Origin of the sequence: Micromonospora sp. WMMD730, assembly GCF_049178955.1 — a bacterium.
In the GTDB taxonomy this organism is placed as follows: domain Bacteria; phylum Actinomycetota; class Actinomycetes; order Mycobacteriales; family Micromonosporaceae; genus Micromonospora; species Micromonospora wenchangensis.
The window spans coordinates 4,585,944-4,601,387 of the sequence record NZ_JBMHML010000002.1; the positions used below are offsets into that span (position 1 = coordinate 4,585,944).

Annotated in this window: 13 protein-coding genes; 8 read left to right on the forward strand and 5 right to left on the reverse strand. The window is 71.9% G+C overall.

The window, feature by feature from the left end; genetic code table 11:
- Window positions 1–919: 919 nt before the first annotated feature.
- From ACN265_RS19655 to ACN265_RS19670, 4 genes are all read left to right on the forward strand, one after another.
- Window positions 920–2,389: an arabinofuranosidase catalytic domain-containing protein gene (locus tag ACN265_RS19655; RefSeq protein WP_421408890.1), complete on the forward strand. Its 1,470-nt coding sequence runs from the start codon at window positions 920–922 to the stop codon at window positions 2,387–2,389.
- Window positions 2,390–2,433: 44 nt separating this feature from the next.
- Window positions 2,434–4,359, forward strand: coding sequence for an alpha-L-fucosidase (locus ACN265_RS19660; protein ID WP_421408891.1), 1,926 nt, complete (start codon window positions 2,434–2,436; stop codon window positions 4,357–4,359).
- Window positions 4,360–4,624: 265 nt separating this feature from the next.
- Entirely contained in the window at window positions 4,625–6,124 is a 1,500-nt protein-coding gene (locus tag ACN265_RS19665) for a SulP family inorganic anion transporter (protein ID WP_421408893.1), read from the forward strand.
- Window positions 6,124–6,573 carry a MerR family transcriptional regulator gene (locus ACN265_RS19670; RefSeq protein WP_421408895.1) on the forward strand — a complete coding sequence of 150 codons (450 nt, stop codon included), beginning with the start codon at window positions 6,124–6,126 and terminating at the stop codon, window positions 6,571–6,573. The genes ACN265_RS19665 and ACN265_RS19670 overlap by 1 nt, the downstream gene beginning before the upstream one ends.
- A 169-nt stretch (window positions 6,574–6,742) precedes the next feature.
- Here the strand turns inward: ACN265_RS19670 and ACN265_RS19675 are convergent, their stop codons facing one another.
- Both ACN265_RS19675 and ACN265_RS19680 read right to left on the reverse strand, forming a co-directional pair.
- Window positions 6,743–8,146, reverse strand: coding sequence for an FAD-dependent oxidoreductase (locus tag ACN265_RS19675; RefSeq protein WP_421408896.1), 1,404 nt, complete (start codon window positions 8,144–8,146; stop codon window positions 6,743–6,745).
- A 75-nt stretch (window positions 8,147–8,221) separates the two neighbouring features.
- Window positions 8,222–8,758, reverse strand: coding sequence for a GNAT family N-acetyltransferase (locus ACN265_RS19680; protein WP_421411537.1), 537 nt, complete (start codon window positions 8,756–8,758; stop codon window positions 8,222–8,224).
- An 85-nt stretch (window positions 8,759–8,843) separates the two neighbouring features.
- Here ACN265_RS19680 and ACN265_RS19685 point away from each other — a divergent pair, with 85 nt between their 5' ends.
- The 4 genes from ACN265_RS19685 (at window position 8,844) to ACN265_RS19700 (ending at window position 11,441) form a co-directional block, all read left to right on the forward strand.
- Complete coding sequence (locus ACN265_RS19685; protein ID WP_421408898.1) at window positions 8,844–9,218, forward strand: ArsR/SmtB family transcription factor; 375 nt, start codon at window positions 8,844–8,846, stop codon at window positions 9,216–9,218.
- A gap of 142 nt (window positions 9,219–9,360) precedes the next feature.
- Entirely contained in the window at window positions 9,361–10,116 is a 756-nt protein-coding gene (locus tag ACN265_RS19690; protein ID WP_421408899.1) for a helix-turn-helix domain-containing protein, read from the forward strand.
- The gene (locus ACN265_RS19695) at window positions 10,113–10,856 is read left to right on the forward strand and encodes an aquaporin (protein WP_421408900.1); all 744 of its coding nucleotides are present in this window, start codon (window positions 10,113–10,115) and stop codon (window positions 10,854–10,856) included. The genes ACN265_RS19690 and ACN265_RS19695 overlap by 4 nt, the downstream gene beginning before the upstream one ends.
- A gap of 177 nt (window positions 10,857–11,033) precedes the next feature.
- Window positions 11,034–11,441, forward strand: a complete 408-nt coding sequence (locus ACN265_RS19700; RefSeq protein WP_421408901.1) for an arsenate reductase ArsC — start codon at window positions 11,034–11,036, stop codon at window positions 11,439–11,441.
- A 57-nt stretch (window positions 11,442–11,498) separates the two neighbouring features.
- Here ACN265_RS19700 and ACN265_RS19705 read toward each other — a convergent pair whose 3' ends face one another.
- The 3 genes from ACN265_RS19705 to ACN265_RS19715 all read right to left on the reverse strand — a co-directional run bounded on the left by ACN265_RS19705 (window position 11,499) and on the right by ACN265_RS19715 (window position 15,444).
- On the reverse strand, window positions 11,499–12,749 hold the full coding sequence (locus tag ACN265_RS19705) for a DUF2201 family putative metallopeptidase (RefSeq protein WP_421408902.1): 1,251 nt from the start codon (window positions 12,747–12,749) through the stop codon (window positions 11,499–11,501).
- Entirely contained in the window at window positions 12,746–13,975 is a 1,230-nt protein-coding gene (locus ACN265_RS19710) for an AAA family ATPase (RefSeq protein WP_421408903.1), read from the reverse strand. Before ACN265_RS19710 ends, ACN265_RS19705 begins: the two co-directional genes overlap by 4 nt.
- A 62-nt stretch (window positions 13,976–14,037) precedes the next feature.
- Complete coding sequence (locus ACN265_RS19715) at window positions 14,038–15,444, reverse strand: hypothetical protein (protein WP_421408904.1); 1,407 nt, start codon at window positions 15,442–15,444, stop codon at window positions 14,038–14,040.

Below are 15,444 nucleotides of genomic sequence, written 5' to 3' on the forward strand. Positions count from 1 at the left end.
ACTGCGAGCCCGGCTCCTCGACGGAAGAGCTGGACGTGGCGGTCGACGTCGCCAATCGTCAGCAGCCCGGCTGGCGGACACCCTGCGGTGACCGGCCATCGTGAGAGCGTTAACAGGTGCTGCCCGAATACCTTCACCTGTATCTTTGCTGACTCGTCAGCCGCCGATCGCACGCGGTGCCGCCTATATGGACTCTCGTGGATGGAGATGCCGTTCGTCAAGATGTGACACCAGATTTCTCGAAACTTCTAAACCCTCGATCTTCGACCACGACCGCCGCAGAACACGCATCGCCGGAGACGTCGCCATGCAGCTTCACCTGCTGATATGTGACCGAGCCCGCCTGCGGGCCAGCCAGCCGCCTGGTGGATGTTTACGTTAACAGTTTCGGATTAACGCGGGATGCCAGAGCGCTCCGGAGCTGCCCGACGGCGACAAACCGGCCCGCAGAGGCCCTCCTGGCCCACCCCGGAGCGCGTCGGGCACCCCGATGAGCCGGATTCGCCCGTCCGAGCCACCGCCGACACGCCACCCTCATCGCCCGCAACACCTGTCGACTTCACCTGATCGACTCGCGGACCCAACACCGATCCCCCGCTATTTCCCCTGGTGAGGAAGCCGTCGCAGGCCACCTCAGGCAACCGGGGCGGGGATGGAGCACTGTCGACACAACCATTGACACGCTCTGATGTGAACGTTAACTTGCTCCTCAGTGCAGCAGCTGGATCCCACCCTCTGCCGCCGATTCGGCTGGTCAGCGCCCCGGCGTCCGGGCCACCAGCCCCGACGGCACCGGCCAACGGACTCACCGGGCCGCACCGTCACCTCCCGTCTGCCGGAGTTCGGGCCCGACAGGCGGCGTAACGAATGGGCCCACCCGAGCGGGCCCGTGAACTCTCGTCCACATCTGGAGGACTCCATGAAACGTGGCACCGTCTGGCGTCGAGCGTCGGGGCCGGTCGCGGCCCTGGCCACGCTGGTGCTGATCGGCAGCGGCACGGTCGGGACGCCGCAGGCGTCCGCGGCGGCCGCCGGCTGCCAGGTCACCTACACGGTCAGTTCACAGTGGCCCGGCGGCTTCGGCGCGGGCGTCACCATCACCAACCTGGGTGACCCGGTCACCAGTTGGCGGCTCACCTGGAGCTTCGACGCCGGCCAGACCGTCACCCAGCTCTGGAACGGCTCCTACACCCAGTCGGGCGGCCAGGTCACCGTCACCAACGTGTCCTACAACGGCAGCATCCCCACCGGAGGCAGCACCTCGTTCGGCTTCAACGGCGCAGCGACCGGCAGCAACCCGGCACCCACCACGTTCACGCTGAACGGCACGACCTGCACCGGCGGTGTCACCCCGACCACCCCGCCACCCACGACGCCGCCACCCACCACCCCGCCGCCGACCACTCCTCCGCCCACCACGCCGCCGCCTGGCACCCGGCTGCCCTGTGACCTCTACGCCGCCGGCAACACCCCCTGCGTGGCCGCGCACAGCACCACCCGGGCCCTGTACGCCGCGTACACCGGCAACCTCTACCAGGTCCGCCGGGCCTCGGACAACACCACCCGCACCATCACCCCGCTGACCGCCGGCGGAGTCGCCAACGCCGCCGCCCAGGACACCTTCTGCGCCAACACCACCTGCCTGATCACCATCATCTACGACCAGAGCGGCCGCGGTAACCACCTCACCCAGGCACCCCCCGGCGGCTTCCCCGGCCCCGCGCCCGGCGGATACGACAACCTCGCCAACGCCACCGCCGCCCCCACCACGCTCAACGGCCAGAAGGCGTACGGGGTGTTCGTCGCCCCGGGCACCGGCTACCGGAACAACACCACCAACGGCATCGCCAAGGGCGACCAGCCGGAAGGCATGTACGCCATCCTCGACGGCACCCACTACAACGGCGGCTGCTGCTTCGACTACGGCAATGCCGAGACCAACAGCCGGGACAACGGCAACGGCACCATGGAGGCCATCTACTTCGGCAACAACAAGGTCTGGGGCTACGGCGCCGGCAACGGCCCCTGGATCATGGCCGACCTGGAGAACGGCCTCTTCTCCGGGGTCAACCAGAAGTACAACGCCAACGACCCCAGCATCAGCCACCGCTACCTCACCGCGATCATCAAGGGCGAGCCCAACCACTGGGCCATCCGGGGCGGCAACGCCCAGTCCGGCAACCTGTCGACCTTCTACAACGGCGCACGGCCCAACGTCGCGGGCTACAACCCGATGAAGAAGGAAGGCGCGATCATCCTCGGCATCGGCGGCGACAACAGCCACGGCGCCGCCGGCACCTTCTACGAGGGCGTGATGACCGCCGGCTACCCCACCGACGCCACGGAGAACGCCGTCCAGGCCAACATCGTCGCCGCCGGCTACCGGTGACCTGGTCTCCGCCACACCACCACCGTCCCCCAAGGAGACCCCTCATGTCCTCGTCATCCCTGCGGCTGACCCGCCGCGGCCTGCTCGTCGCAGGTGGCGCCACGGGCGTCATCGCCGCGACCGGTCTACTCGGCGCCCGTAACGCCCTGGCCACCGCCGGCCCGCAGAGCTACACGCCTACCTGGGCGTCTGTCGACCAGCACCCACCGGCCGCCGAGTGGTTCCAGGACGGCAAGTTCGGCATCTACTACCACTGGGGGGCGTTCGCCGTCCCCGCGTTCGGCAACGAGTGGTACCCGCGCAACATGTACAACAACGGCTCGTACGAGAACAACCATCACAAGAGCGTGTACGGCGATCCGGCGGCCTGGCCGTACCACAACTTCATCAACGGGGCCCGCGACAAGGCGGGCAACTGGGTGCAGTTCGCGCCGAAGCTCAAGTCCGCCGGTGGCAACTGGGACCCCAACGAGTGGGCCCAGTTGTTCGTCGACGCCGGGGCGAAGTTCGCCGGTCCGGTGGCCGAACACCACGACGGCTACTCGATGTGGAACAGCAGGGTCAACGAATGGAACTCCGTGGCCACCGGCCCGAAGCTGGACCTGCTGCGGCTGCACGCCGACGCCATCCGCGCCAAGGGTCTCAAGCTGTTCGTCTCGCTGCACCACCAGTGGAACTTCGGCGGCTACTACCAGTACGTGCCGCAGCAGTCCAGCACCACCCTGCGCAAGCTCTACGGTCAGCTCGACAACGCCACCGAGCAGCAACTGTGGACCGACAAGCTGCGGGAGGTCATCGACGGCTACCAGCCCGACCTCATCTGGCAGGACCTCTACCTGGGCCGGATCGACGAGGCACGGCGACTGGACTTCCTGGCGTACTACTACAACAAGGCTGTCGCGTGGAACCGGGACGTGGTGGTCACCTACAAGGACGGGTTCAACAACCGCGGTGAGGTCTACGACTTCGAGCGCGGTGGCCCGGCGGGCATCCAGTCCCCCTACTGGCTCACCGACGACAGCGTCTCCAGCAGCAGTTGGTGCTACACCCAGGGCATCGGCTACTACTCGACCACCGCCCTGCTGCACGCGTTGATCGACCGGGTCAGCAAGAACGGCACCATGGTCCTCAACGTCGCGCCGACGGCCGACGGCGTCATCCCGTCCGGGCAACAGACGATCCTGCGGGGTATCGGCGACCACCTCAAGCGGTTCGGCGAATCGATCTACGGCACCCGGGCCTGGTCCGTCTACGGCGAGGGCCCCACCCAGATGGGCGGCGGCTCGTTCGTCACGCCACGCGCGGGCACCAACCGGGACATCCGGTTCACCCGCAACAAGAACAACACCGTCCTGTACGCGACGGTGCTGGGCTGGCCGGGCAGCACCCTGACCATCTCGACGATGACGTCGGGCCGGGTGAACCTGGGCAACCTGACCGGCGTGCAACTGCTCGGCTCCACCGCCGGCACGTACATCAACCTGCCCCGGCCCACCCAGGACGGGTCCGGCCTGCGCATCACCATGCCGTCGGCGAACGCGCCGTACAGTGCACTCGCGTACGTGGTCAAGCTGACCTTCGTCGGCGCGACCCCCACCGCGACGCCGCCTCCCACCCCCACCGCGACGCCGACCCCGACGCCGACCGGCACCACCGCGCCGCCGGCAGGCCAGGCGACGGCGAAGTACACCATTACCAACTCCTGGTCCGGTGGCTTCCAGGCCGACGTCACCGTCACCGCCGGGGCGACGCCGATCAACGGGTGGAAGGTGTCCTGGACCTTCCCCAACGGCCAGGTGATCAACCAGATCTGGAACGGCAGCCACACCCAGAGCGGGGCGAACGTGACGGTCTCCAACGTCGCCTACAACGGCGCGCTCGCCGCGGGCGCCTCCACCACGTTCGGTTTCACCGCGACCTGGAACGGCAGCAACAACCCGCCGGCCAGCATCACCTGCACCACCAGCTAGGCCCGGACGCCGGAGACCCACCCCGGTGGGGCCGGTACCGATCTTTCGGGCCGGCCCCACCGGGGCTCCCCGCGCCCGCCGTCCGCCACCGGTGGGGTCGGGCAGCACGACCGCGATCCGGGTGACGACCACCACGTTCGACCAACTCTCCCCTGACGAGAGAGTAGGTTCGGTGGCCGATCCGGCTGTCGCTGATCGGTGAACGGGCTGCGCCCCGGCGCTGGGGTTGCGCGCGTCCGCGAGACGCCCGAGTGGAAATGGCTGTATGTCTTCTGTGCTGTCCGCGGTCGTCCGGCCGCGTCTGTCCCGTCCGTCCTGGCTGTCGCCGAAGGTGTTCCGCACCGAGGTCCTCGCCGGACTGGTCGTCGCCCTCGCGTTGATCCCGGAGGCGATCTCCTTCTCGATCCTGGCCGGGGTCGACCCCCGGGTGGGGCTGTTCGCGTCATTCACGATGGCGGTCACGATCGCGATCTGCGGTGGCCGGCCGGCGATGATCTCCGCCGCGACCGGCGCGATCGCCCTCGTGGTCGCGCCGCTGGCGAAGGAGCACGGGCTGGACCACCTGATCGCGGCGGTGATCCTCGGCGGCGCGATCCAGATCCTGCTGGCGGTGCTCGGGGTGGCGAAGCTGATGCGGTTCATCCCGCGCAGCGTCATGGTGGGTTTCGTCAACGCCCTGGCGATCCTGATCTTCGCCGCCCAGGTTCCGCACCTGCTCGGCGTACCGTGGCTGGTCTATCCCCTCGTCGCCGTCGCGCTGGCGATCATGGTCGGGTTGCCCCGGCTCACCCGCGCCGTCCCGGCGCCGCTGGTCGCCATCGTGGTGCTGACCCTGACAACCGTCGTCGCCAGCATCGCGGTGCCGACCGTCGGCGACGAGGGTGCCCTGCCGGACAGCCTGCCCACCCTCGGCCTGCCGCAGATCCCCTGGACCATGGACACCCTCACCCTGATCGCCCCCTACGCCCTGGGCATCGCGCTGGTCGGGCTGATGGAGTCGCTGATGACCGCCAAACTGGTCGACGACATCACCGACACGCACTCCAACAAGACCCGCGAGTCCTGGGGCCAGGGTGTGGCCAACATCGTCACCGGCTTCTTCGGTGGCATGGGCGGCTGCGCCATGATCGGCCAGACAATGATCAACGTGAAGGCGTCCGGTGCCCGGACCCGGTTGTCGACCTTCCTGGCCGGCGTGTTCCTGCTCGTTCTCGTCGTCGCGCTCGGCGACGTGGTCGCCGTCATCCCGATGGCCGCCCTCGTCGCGGTGATGATCATCGTGGCGGTGTCGACCTTCGACTGGCACTCCGTCGCGCCGAGGACGCTCAAGCGGATGCCGTACGGCGAGACGACCGTCATGCTGGCCACCGTGGTCACCACCCTGGCCACCCACAACCTGGCCATCGGCGTCGTCGTCGGTGTCCTCACCGCCATGGTGATCTTCGCCCGCCGGGTCGCCCACCTGGTCGAGGTCACCAGCGTCCTCGACCCCGACGGCACCACCCGGGTCTACTTTGTCCACGGGGAGCTGTTCTTCGCCTCCAGCAACGACCTCGTCGGCCGGTTCGACTACGCGAACGACCCCGACACCGTGGTCATCGACATGACCCACGCCCACGTCTGGGACGCCTCCTCCGTCGCCGCCCTCGACGCCATCACCACCAAGTACGCCACCCGGGGCAAGACCGTCGAGATCATCGAACTCAACAAGCCCAGCGCCCGCATCCACGACACACTCGCCGGGCAACTCGGCGTCGGCCACTGATGGCCGCCACCAGCCGGAACACCGGGCCGCAGCACCCCTGCGGCCCGGCCACCGGCCGCCTCATGCAGATCGGCGAGGCAGCAGAGCGGGTCGGGCTGAGCATCCGGACCATCCGCCACTACGAGGAGGCCGGCCTGATCGTGCCCTCCGCCCGCAGCGAGGGCGGCTTCCGCCTCTACACCGAACCCGACCTCGGCCGCCTCGCCGTGGTCAAACGGATGAAACCCCTCGGCTTCAGCCTCGACGAGATGCGCGAGCTGCTCGCCGTCCTCGACGCCCTCGACTCCGCCACCGGCAACGACCGCGCCGACCTGCTCGACCGGCTCGGCATGTTCCACACCGCCGCCACCGCCCGCGTCACCGCGCTGCGCGACCAACTCGCCATGGCCGAAGGCTTCGCCGACACGCTCCACGACAGACTCGACCACCACGGTGGTTCGACCGGTTGAGGCCGGGACACCGTCATGGCCGGTGGTGTCATCGACAGCACACAGGCGCGACGGTGGCGGTGCGGCACCCCTGCGAAGCCCGTTACGGACAGACACGCGAGGGGCGGCGATCCACCCCCACGACGGTGCCCGCCGTGGGGATCGGCGGGCACCGTCGTGGGGGTGGGCTTCAGCTGCCGCAGCAGCCGGCCTGCGGGTCGGCGGGGGCGGCGTCGAGGGTGACGAGGCTCAGCGGCGCGGTCAGCAGCCCGCCGGTGGTGCCGGTGGCCAACCCGCGTCCCACCGGTTCGGGTCCGCAGCAGCTGTCGCCGGTGGCGGAGTCGTCGGGGTTGCTGTTGCACACGCCGGTTTCGGGGAGGTCGAGCTGGACGTCGCGGGCGGCGGTCCAGTCGCCGGCGAGGGCGGCGACGACGGAGCGGACCTGCTCGTAGCCGGTCGCCATCAGGAACGTCGGCGCGCGGCCGTAGGACTTCATGCCGACGGCGTAGTAGCCGGCCTCGGGGTGGGCGAGTTCGTCGACGCCGTGCGGGGGGACGGTGCCGCAGGAGTGCTCGTTGGGGTCGATGAGCGGGGCGAGGGCGCGGGTGGCGCCCATGACCGGGTCGAGGTCCAGGCGCAGTTCGGCGGCGATGGTGTGGTCGGGGCGGAAGCCGGTGGCGGCGACGATGCGGTCCACGGTGACCATCTCCTCGCTGCCGTCGCGGTGGCGCACCACGACGGTCACCCGGCCGTCGGCGGGGGTGAGGGCGTGCACGGAGAAGCCGGTGAGCAACCGGATCCGGCCGGCGTCGACATGCGCCCGCAGCCGGGAGCCCAGCGCCCCGCGGGCGGGAAGGGCGTCGGCGTCGCCGCCGCCGTAGGTGCGCGCCGGTGAGGTGGTGCGGATCGCCCAGGTCACCTCGGTGCCCGGTTGCTCGGCGGCGAGTTCGGCCAGGGAGAGCAGGGTGTTGGCGGCGGAGTGACCGGCGCCGACGACGAGGGTGTGCCGGCCGGCGAACCGGTCGCGGTCGGTGCCGAGCACGTCGGGCAGGGCATGTTCCAGGTATGCGGCGGCGTCGGTCTCACCGCGGGCGGGCAGGCCGGACGCGCCGAGGACGTTCGGGGTGCCCCAGGTGCCGGAGGCGTCGATGACCGCGCGGGCGAGCACCTCCTGGCCGTCGGCGAGACGGATGAGGAAGGGCGTGGTGTCGCGGCCGGCGGTGCGCAGCCGGTCCAGGCCGAGCCGGCTGATCGCCTCGACCCGGGCGTCGTAGCGCAGGTGCGGCTTGAGCTGCGGCAGCTCGGCGAGGGGCTGGAGGTAGTCGGTGGCCAGTTCGGTGCCGGTGGGCAGGGCGTCGAGGTCGGGGGCGACCCAGCCGGCGTCGTCGAGCAGCCGCCGGGCGGCGGGGTCGATGTCGTACCGCCAGGGGGAGAAGATCCGCACGTGGCCCCACTGGCGCACCGCCGCGCCGACGGTGTCACCGGCTTCGAGTACGAGGAACGGCAGGCCGCGCTCGTGCAGGTGGGCGGCGGCGGCCAGGCCGACGGGGCCGGCGCCGATCACCACGACCGGAAGGGTGTCCAGGGTGCTCATCAGGCAACTCCGCTGCATCGATAATGGTCGAATCAGAAAGGTGTGCGGGCCCGGGTGTCCGGGGCCGGAAACGGGTCAGGCGACGGTGGTGCTGCGGCGCTCGATCAGGACCACGTCGCGCCACCGGCCGTGGTGGCGGCCGACGCGTTCGCGGACGCCGACGACCCGGAAGCCGGCCCGCTCGTGCAGGGCCAGGCTGGCGGTGTTCTCGGGAAAGACACCGGACTGGATGGTCCAGATCCCGGCGGCCTCGGTGGAGGCGACGAGCGCGTCGAGCAGCAGCCGGCCGGCGCCGCGCCCCCGGGCTGCGGGGTGCACGTAGACGGAGTGTTCGACGACCCCGGCGTAGACGACCCGGGCGGAGGTCGGCGACGCCGCGATCCAGCCGACGACGACGCCGTCAGCCACGGCCACGAAGCGGTGCGCGGGCAGCCGCGCGGCGTCGAAGTCCGCCCAGGGTGGTGCCGTGGTCTCGAAGCTGGCGTTTCCCGCGTCGAGCCCGGCCTGGTAGATCGCCAGGACCGCATCGGCGTCGGCGGCGGTCATCGGCCGTACGGTGACGCCCGCGCGCCCCGCCGGGCCGGTGGGGTCGCCACTGCCGCCAGCCGTCATGATCATGCGTCCCCACCCGATTCTGTCTCGACGTCCGTCAAATCAGAGAGTTGCACGGTGATTAGAAGGATGTCAACCTAGAGGCATGTCTAAGCAGCCGGCGTCGCTCGTCGCCATCGACCTGAACGCGGCGACCTCGTGCTGTGCGCCGCTTGCGCAGCGGCGGGTGCCCGCGGAGGCGGCCGGGGCTCTCGCGGCGGCGTTCAAGGCGCTCGGCGACCCGGTTCGCCTGCAGTTGATGTCGATGATCGCCTCCGCCGAGGGCGGAGAGGCGTGCGTCTGCGACCTCACGCCGGCGTTCGACCTGACCGGCCCGACGATCTCCCACCACCTGCGGACGCTGCGCGAGGCCGGCCTGGTCGACGCCGAACGGCGCGGCACCTGGGTCTACTACCGGGCCCGGCCCGGCGTCCTGCGCCAGTTGGCGTCCCTGCTCCGCGTCGAGCCCGCCGGCTCGTAGCAACGCGCCCGCCCTGTCGGGCGGGTTCAGGCGGGCAGGCCGGACGCTCCGGTCAGCCGATGCCCGGCATGCGGCACCCGGACGGCCACGTCCCGGGGACCACTCTTTACCCACCTCCGATAGCTCAGCTATGGTTGAGTCAATGAACGTTGAGCTTGATTCTCTGGCGGGGCGGGCGCGAATCCATGCCGCGCTCGGGGACCCGGCGCGGTTGGCGATCGTGGACGCGCTCACCCTGGGCGACGCCGCGCCCGGGGAGATCGCCCACACCCTCGGCCTACCCACCAACCTCGTCGCCCACCACGTCAAGGTCCTCACCGACGCCGGCCTGGTGGTCAAGGGCCGCTCCGAGGGCGACAGGCGGCGCACCTACCTGCGGCTGCGGCCGGAAGCCCTCGCCGTGCTCGCCCCGCCGCCGCTGACCGGCGTCGGCCGGGTGGTGTTCGTCTGCACCCGCAACTCCGCCCGCTCCCAGCTCGCCGCCGCGCTCTGGCACGACCGCACCCACAGCCCGGCCGCGTCCGCCGGCACGCAACCGGCCTCCCGGGTGCATCCGCGCGCCGTGGCCGTCGCCGGCCGGCACGGGCTGCGTCTGGACCCCACCGCCACCGCCCACGTCACCGACGTCGTCCGCGACGACGACCTGCTCATCGCCGTGTGCGACAACGCCCACGAAGACCTCACCGGACCCGTCCGCCCCCGCCTGCACTGGTCGGTGCCCGACCCGGTCCGCGTCGACACCGACGAGGCGTTCGAGGCCGCGTTCGCCGACCTCGCCGCCCGCGTCGACCGGGTCGCCCCCGCCGTCACCCCGACGACCTGCACGCCCCCACCGACCGACAACCACCCTGCCCGAGCATCCGGGACAGCAACACCATGGGAGACAACAGACCGATGACCCCCACCCTGTGGCGGCGCCTGCTGGCCGAGTTCACCGGCACCGCCGCACTGGTCACCGCCGTGGTCGGCTCCGGCATCATGGCCGCCACCCTCTCCCCGGACGACGTCGGCCTGCAGCTGCTGGAGAACTCGATCGCCACCGCGTTCGCGCTCGCCGCGCTGATCCTCATGTTCGGGCCGGTCTCCGGCGCGCACTTCAACCCGGTCGTCTCCGCCGCCGATTGGTTCCTCGGTCGCCGCGCCGGCACCGGCCTCACCGCCCGCGACCTCGGCGGGTACGTGGGGGCGCAGGTGCTCGGCGCGATCGCCGGGTCGGTGCTGGCGAACCTGATGTTCGACCTCGCCGCCGTCGACCTCTCCGGCAGGGACCGCGCCGCCGCCCACCTGTGGCTCGGCGAGGTCGTCGCCACGACCGGCCTGATCCTGCTGATCTTCGCCCTCGCCCGGTCCGGCCGCGCCGCCGTCGCTCCCGCCGCCGTCGGCGCCTACATCGGCGCCGCCTACTGGTTCACCTCGTCGACCTCGTTCGCCAACCCCGCCGTGACGATCGGCCGGGCGTTCACCGACACCTTCGCCGGCATCGCCCCCACCTCCGTGCCCGGCTTCGTCGTGGCCCAGCTCGTCGGCCTCGCCGTCGGTGTCGGCCTGCTCGCCGCCCTCTATCCCGATGCCGGTGCCGCCGCCTACCAGGTCGTCGTCCCCACCGACGCGGACGCCACCGTCAACCACCGCTCGTGACGCGGCGCCCGCACGGCACCGGCGCGGCCGAACTCCCGCCCAGGCTGTTCGACCGCCGCCACGACCCGGGCCCCCGACGCCCGACCGCAACGACACCCCCGACCCTCACCCGTTCGTCCAGCTCAACGACGTGCTGGTCAACCGGACCCGCGACCCGTACCGCCTGGAAGGCACCCCATGAGTGACAAGCCCAGCGTCCTGTTCGTCTGCGTCCACAACGCCGGCCGTTCCCAGATGGCCGCCGGCTGGCTGCGCCACCTCGCCGGCGACACCGTCGAGGTCCGCTCCGCCGGCTCCGCACCCGCCGCGACCGTCAACCCCGCCGCCGTCGAGGCGATGCGGGAGGTCGGCATCGACATCACCGACCAGACCCCCAAACTCCTCGAGTACGCCACCGCCGAGTCCTCGGACGTGATCGTCACCATGGGCTGCGGCGACGCCTGCCCGGTCTTCCCCGGCAAGCGGTACGAGGACTGGAAGCTCGACGACCCGGCCGGCAAGGGCGTCGAGGCCGTCCGGCCGATCCGCGACGACATCCGCGCCCGCGTGGAGCAGCTCCTCGACGAGCTGCGCCCGACCGCCTGACGTCACCCTCGACGCCGCCCGCCGGAGCCCCGTTACCCCTTTGACCTGGCTGGGGGTTCACCAACCGGCAGGAGCAGACCCGATGGTGACCACGCGCGCCCACTCGGGTGGCGAGTCCGGCACGTAGTCAGGATCGTCCTCGCTCCACCCGGTGGCCCGGGGAAACAACCCGACCACGGTGCGGCAGGGCGGCCGCGAGGACGGCCAGGGTGTCTGCCCGTCGGTCAACACGACGACGACGTCGGGGCACGGCCTGTCCCGCAGCGCACGGGCGAAACCCGCGCGCAGATCCGTACCGCCACCGCCGAGCAGCGGGATGTCCTCGATGCGGCACAGTGGGCGTACGACCTCGGCCGCCGCGTCGCACGGCAGCACGGTGACCAGGTCGCGCCGACCGCCGACGGCCCGGGCGATCGCGGCCACCTCGAGCAGCGCGCTGCCCAGTTCGGCGTCGCTGACCGAGCCGGAGGTGTCGATGACGACGCAAACCCGTGGGGGTCTGCGCCGCAGCGCCGGTAGGACGACGCCGGGTACCCCTGCCGAACGCCTCGACTGTCGACCGTAGGTGTAGTCCTCACCGACACCGGGCGCGGTGACCACCGAGCGGACCGCGGCTGCGAGCAGCTCCCGCCACGGCTGCGGTGGATGGAACGCCTGCTCCGCCCACCGTCGCCAACTCCGGGGCAGGTTTCCCGGTCGGGCGGTGATGCCTTGCGCCACCCGGAACCGCACCACGTCGCGTTCCTGTGGGCTGAGTGCGTGCGCGCCGTCGGGTCCGAGGTCCCATTCCCGCTGCCGGCCGTCGGCGCCGCTGCCGCAGTCGAGCCATGCCAACTGCTGGGTACGCGGTCCGAGCCGGAACTGCCGCAGATAGTCCTCCATCAGCTGCCCCTCGGGCAGCAGCAGGTCGCCGGGTCCGACGGCGCCCTCGGGGCGGGCCAGCCCGTCGCCGAAGACATCGTCATTGATCTCGCAGTCCGCGGCGATGTTCATCCGCAGCCGCTCCCCCGGCCCGGTCAGCCCGCGTTCCCGCGCGACCCGGTCGCTGCGCCCGTGGTGGTCACGGAGCAGGTGCGACACCTCGTGCACCCACACTCCGGCGAGTTCCTCCACCGGGGTGCGGTCCACGAACACCGGCGAGACGTAACATCGCCAGTGCCGGTCCACCGCCATCGTCGGCACGCGCCGGGACTCGACGACGTGCAGGGCGAACAGCGCCACCGCCAGGTAGGGCCGAACCCGGACAGCGTGCAGCCGGGCGGTGAGGAGCTTGTCCCGGTCGAGCGTGCCGACCTGTCCGGGTGTCACCGGCCGACCCCCGCGACCCGGGCCGCCACCTGGTCGGCCCGACGGGACAGGGCCACCACCCCGGTGAGCCGCTCGATCGATGCGGGCACCTCCCAGTCCTCGCGGCGCAGCCGGGCGAGGGTGGACGCGGGGACGACCACCAGGTCCGCAGCCCCCGTCTCCAGCGCCTGGGCCAGCAGCGTCCAGGCCGCCTCCCAACGGGACCGCTCAGGGTGCCGGCGGACCGCCTCCACCACACCGTCCAGCACGGCCTGGCGCAGGTCGCCGCGCTCGGGCAGGACGGCGGCCCCCGGGTCGGCCAGCAGCACCTCGGGGTCAGGAAGATCCATCCGGTCCAGGCTGGCCAGCAGCTCCAGTCCCGGGCCGTCGCCCACGGTGCCCCTGACCAGCATCGACAGGACCTCCCGGGAGGTGTCGGCGGCGGTGGCGAAAGCGATCAGGCGAAGGGTCATCTCCCAGCTGCGGGGCGACGGCCACGGGCCGCCACGACCGGCCTCACTGGTCGGGAGCCGGTGCACCAGCGCCGGGCGGGCCGCCAGGAGCACGCACACCGCGCGACGGGCGAAGGCGACGGCGTCCGGCAGCCGCTGCGGGTCGAGCCGGGGCAGCACCGCCCGGGGCCAGGTCCCGCCCAGGCCGCGTACGACGACGTCGTGGTCGTAGGTCCACTGCAGATGGACGAAGCGGTTGGCCAGCGGTGGGCTCAGCTCCCAGCCGTCGGCGGCCGAGGATCGTGGATTGGCGGCGGCCACGATCCGGACCCCGGCCGGTAGGCGCAGGCTGCCGATCTGCCGCTCGAGCACGAGGCGGAGCAGGGCGGCCTGCACGGCGGGTGGGGCGGTCGACAGTTCGTCCAGGAACAGCAGTCCGCGACCGGCGCGTACCAGGCGCACGGCCCAGTCCGGCGGTGCCATCGGGACACCCTGGGTCGCCGGATCGTCGCCGACGACCGGCAGCCCCGCGAAGTCGGAGGGCTCGTGGACGCTGGCGATCACCGTCGTGAGCGGCAGGTCCAGTGCGGTGGCGAGCTGGGTGAGGGCGGCGGTCTTGCCGATTCCCGGCTCTCCCCAGAGCAGCACCGGCAGGTCGGCGGCCACGGCCAGGGTCAGTGCCTCCAACTGGGGGTCGCAGCGGGTCTCGGTGGTGGTGTCGCACAGCAGCGCCACCAGGCCGGCGGCGACGTCGAGCTGCGGGGCGGTGTCGATCGGGGTACGCGGGAAGGGCATCGGAGATCACCTGAGATCGTGTTGGCCGGCCCGGAGCCGGGCGAGGGGGCGAGGTCCCGCGGTCAGCGGGCGGTCGTGTGGCGTGGGTGGGAGCGGCGGTCACGCTTGCGCTGCCGGTCCCGGGAGCAGGGAGCAGGTCCCTGGTCGACCAGCCCGGCGCGGAACAGCCCGTAGGTGATGCGGCGCAGCGCGGCGTCGTGCAGTTCCTCACGCAGCTCCCCGCTGCGCAGGAGCGCCTCGGGTCCGAGCAGGGCCTCGACGGTGGCCAGCGCCCCGGCGGTGTCGCCGTGGTCCAGGCGGGCGCGGATGTCGGGAAGGCACTCCGGCCGGCGGTGCGTTTCGTCGACCGCCCGCAGGCAGGGCAGCGGGGTGCCGGTCAGCGCGGCCAGCAGCTCCTCCCGGTGGAGTTCCGCCGGGTCGTGGTCGAGGGGTGCAAGCTCACCGTCCACCAGGCCGATGCGGTGCCAGGCTCCCCGGCAGGCCACGAGACGTGGCGCTGCTGCCGGGACCGGCGACGCGGACGCGGCGGCCACCGGGTGGTCGGGCGCAAGCGCCGCGGCCACCAGCGGGTGGAGCCGGTCGACCTCGATCAGCCCGCGACGCAGCAACTCCGGGTCGGGTGCCGTCCAGGTCGCCGCGTCGGGCAGCACCGGCAGCCCGGCGACCCGACCGGCCCGTGACGCCCCGGTGATCCGTGCCCCGGGCGCCCGCAGGTCCGTCCCTGCCGGAGCGACGTGCAGTAGCAGACGACGTCGAGGGCCGAGGCGCACCGTCACGGCCCCGCCGGTACGGCCTTCGGCGTGGAGCAGCATCGCCGCTTCGGCCGCCCACCGGTGCACCGCGTAACCGCATTCCCGCAACGCGTCCCAGGGCTGATCAGGTCGCATCACGGTGGTGGTGTCGGAGGGTGACCGCTGGGCACCCGACCGGCTCGGTAGCTCGTCGGCTCTGCGTACGTCCCAGAGGTGACGGTGCAGGTCGAGGCGGAACCGACGGTCGGGACGCGGATGCGGATGCGGATGCGGGCAGTTGCCCGCTTCGCCGGCTCCGGCCCACAGCGCCAGGCTGATCCGTTGGCCCGCGTCCGCCCAGGCCGGCGGGGTCCGGGCCACGAGGTGCACCGGCTCGACGCCGTCGTGTCCCGCCAGCCGGTAGCTGGTCAGCGAGACGGTCAGACCCGGGCGCAGCAGCCCGTCGGGAGCGATCCTCGGCAGGTGCCAGCGCAGCAGGTCCGGCGCGAGGTGCCGGAGATCGGCCCGCAGTCGGGCGGCCAGGTCACGGCCGTGTCGGCGGGCTACGGCGCGCAGGTCGAGGTCGACGTCGACGCGGGCGGCGGCGCACGCCCCGGCCCAGTCGCCGACGAGGCGACGAGCGGTCGCGGCCTTGATCATGGAGGGCGGCACGGCGTACTCGCGCACACGCCGCCAGAGAAAGAGGCGGGAATCCGCATTCGCGGCGAGGGAGCGCAT